1 pseudogene is annotated in these 2,776 nt (G+C 68.4%); it reads right to left on the bottom strand.

Annotation, left to right across the window (positions count from 1 at the left end):
* A pseudogene (locus NS4_RS30970) lies at window positions 1–2,762 on the bottom strand (condensation domain-containing protein); the annotation flags it as partial.
* Window positions 2,763–2,776 lie beyond the last annotated feature (14 nt).

The raw sequence follows: 2,776 nt of genomic DNA, 5'->3' as shown, positions 1-2,776 counted from the left end.
CGGCCGGTCGAACCAGAGGTGAAGATCGCGTACGCCGTGTTGTCCGCGCGCAGCGGCCGCACCCGATCGGCATCGGTGACCGGCGCGGCGTCGTAACCGCTGGTGTCCAGTTCGTCCAACGCCAGGACCGGGGCCGCCGTATCGGCGGGCACCGCCGTCGCATCGGCGGTGGTGGTGAGCACACACAGCGGTACCGCGGTATCGAGGATATGCCGGATCCGTTCGGCCGGATGCGCGGGATCCAACGGCACGTAGGCGCCACCCGCGGCCACGACCGCGTACATGGCGACCACCAGATCCAGCGACCGCGACACCAGCAACCCGACCAGTGTCTCCGGTCCCACACCCTGCGCGATCAGATGCCGGGCCAACCGGTTGACCCGCGCGTCCAGCTCCGCGTAGGTGACCTCGGCGCCGTCGAAGACCACCGCCACCCGATCCGGGTACTCCACCACCGCCCGGGCGAATCCGTCCAGCAGCAGACCCGCCGGCAACGCACGCTCGGTCGCGTTCCACTCGGTCAACACCCGAGTGCGCTCCGCCGGAGCCAGCAGCTCCAGATCACCCACCGCGACCGACGGATCGGCGACCACCGCGGCCAGCAATCGGGTGAATCGGTCCGCGAAGCCGCGCACCGTGGCCTCGTCGAACAGATCCGTGGCGTAGATGAACTTGGCCGTCATACCGTGCGCCCCGGAACCCGTCGGGCCGACCCGCTCCCCGAGTTCGAGTTGCAGATCGAACTTGGCTGTTTCGATGGGCGATTCGAGGCCGCTGATCACCAGACCGGGCAGCTCGCCGCGAACCTGCGGATCGTTGTTCTGCAGCGACAGCATCACCTGGAACAGCGGGTGCCGGGCCTGCGATCGCGCCGGGTTCAGGACCTCGACCAGCCGCTCGAACGGCAGGTCGGCGTGTCCGAACGCCGCCACATCACTGGTGCGCACCGTCTCCAGCAGTTCGGCGAAACCGGCCCCGGAGTCGATCGGCGTCCGCAGCGCGAGCGTGTTGACGAACATACCGATCAGATCGTCGAGCGCCCGATCACCGCGTCCGGCCACCGGGGTGCCCACGACGATATCGGTCTCACCCGACAGCCGGGACAGCATCACCGCGAAGGCCGCATGCACGACCATGAAGAAGGTCACGCCGTGGGCGCGGGCCAGCTCCACCAGTTCGGCGTGCGCGGCAGCATCGATCTCGAAGGTGTAGGCGGCACCCTGCCCGGAGGCCACCGCGGGCCGCGGCCGGTCGGCCGGGAGATCCAACTGCTCCGGGATACCGGCCAGTGTCTCCGACCAGTAGGCGAGCTGCGAGGCGATCACCGATTCCGGATCGTCCTCCGCACCCAGCACCTCACGCTGCCACAGCGTGTAGTCGGCGTACTGCACCTCGAGCGGCTGCCAGCCCGGTTCGCCGCCGTCGATCCGGGCACTGTAGGCCGTGATCACATCGCGGGCCAGCGGTCCCATGGAGAAACCGTCCGACGAAATATGGTGCACGACCAAGACCAGCACATGCTCGGTCGGATTCGCCTCGTACAGCCGGACCCGGAAGGGCACACCGGCGGTCACATCGAAACCGGTACCGACGAACTCGGCCACCCGCGCGGGCAGCTCCGCCTCGGTCACCTCCACCGGAGTCAGATCCGGGATCACCGTCGAGGTCGGCACGACCTGCTGGAACGGTGTCCCGTCCACCTCCGGGTAGAAGGTGCGCAGCGATTCGTGCCGCGCCAACACATCCGCGATCGCGATCTGCATGGCCTGCCGGTCCAGCAGACCCGACAACCGCACCGCGATCGGCAGGTTGTCGGCGGCCGAGGCGGGATCGAACCGGTTCAGGAACCACATCCGCTGCTGTGCCAGCGACAGCGGCACCCGCTCCACGACCTCGCCCGTCTCCAGGACCTGGGTCGGACGCGGCTGCGGCACCAGCGCCACCCGGCCACCCGCACCGGCATGGGTCTCCGCGCGGGCGGCCAGTGCCGCCACAGTGGAGGCCTCGAACAGTTCCCGGACCGGAATTTCGGTGTCCAGTGCCGCCGACAACCGCGCCGCCACCCGGGTGGCGCTGAGCGAGTTACCGCCCAGTTCGAAGAAGTCGTCGTCGACACCGACCCGCTCGGCACCCAGTATCTCGGCGAAGGTCGCGGCCACGATCTCCTCGACCGGCGTCGAGGGCGCCCGGAACACCCGCGCCTGGAACACCGGCGCCGGCAGTGCCTTGCGATCGAGCTTCCCGGACGCGTTCAGCGGGAACTCGTCGAGTATCACGAACGCGGCGGGAACCATGTAAGACGGCAGCAGTTCCGTCAGGTCCTCACGCAGCACCTCGATGTCCAGCAGCGCGCCCGGGGCAGGCACCAGATAGGCGACGAGCTGGTCACCGGTGCGCGCGTCGCCACGCATGACCACCACGGCCTGCCCGACCTCGTCCACACCGGCCAGCGCCGACTCGATCTCGCCGAGTTCGATACGCAGACCACGCAACTTCACCTGGAAATCGGTACGACCCAGGTATTCGAGTTCACCATCCGCGGTCCACCGCACCAGGTCACCCGTGCGATACATCCGCTCCGCAACATCGAACGGATCGGCCACGAACCGATCCGCCGACAGATCCGGACGCGCCACATACCCACGCGCCAACTGCGCACCCGCGAGATACAACTCACCCGCAACACCCACCGGAACCGGCCGCAACCGGCCATCCAACACATACACCCGCGTGTTGAACACCGGCGCACCGATCGGCACCGACACCGTGTCCGCTT

It is taken from the genome of Nocardia sienata NBRC 100364, from assembly GCF_001613205.1.
In the GTDB taxonomy this organism is placed as follows: Bacteria; Actinomycetota; Actinomycetes; order Mycobacteriales; family Mycobacteriaceae; genus Nocardia; species Nocardia sienata.
Note: the sequence above shows the minus strand (reverse complement) of the source record. Positions and strands in the feature narration are given on the sequence as shown.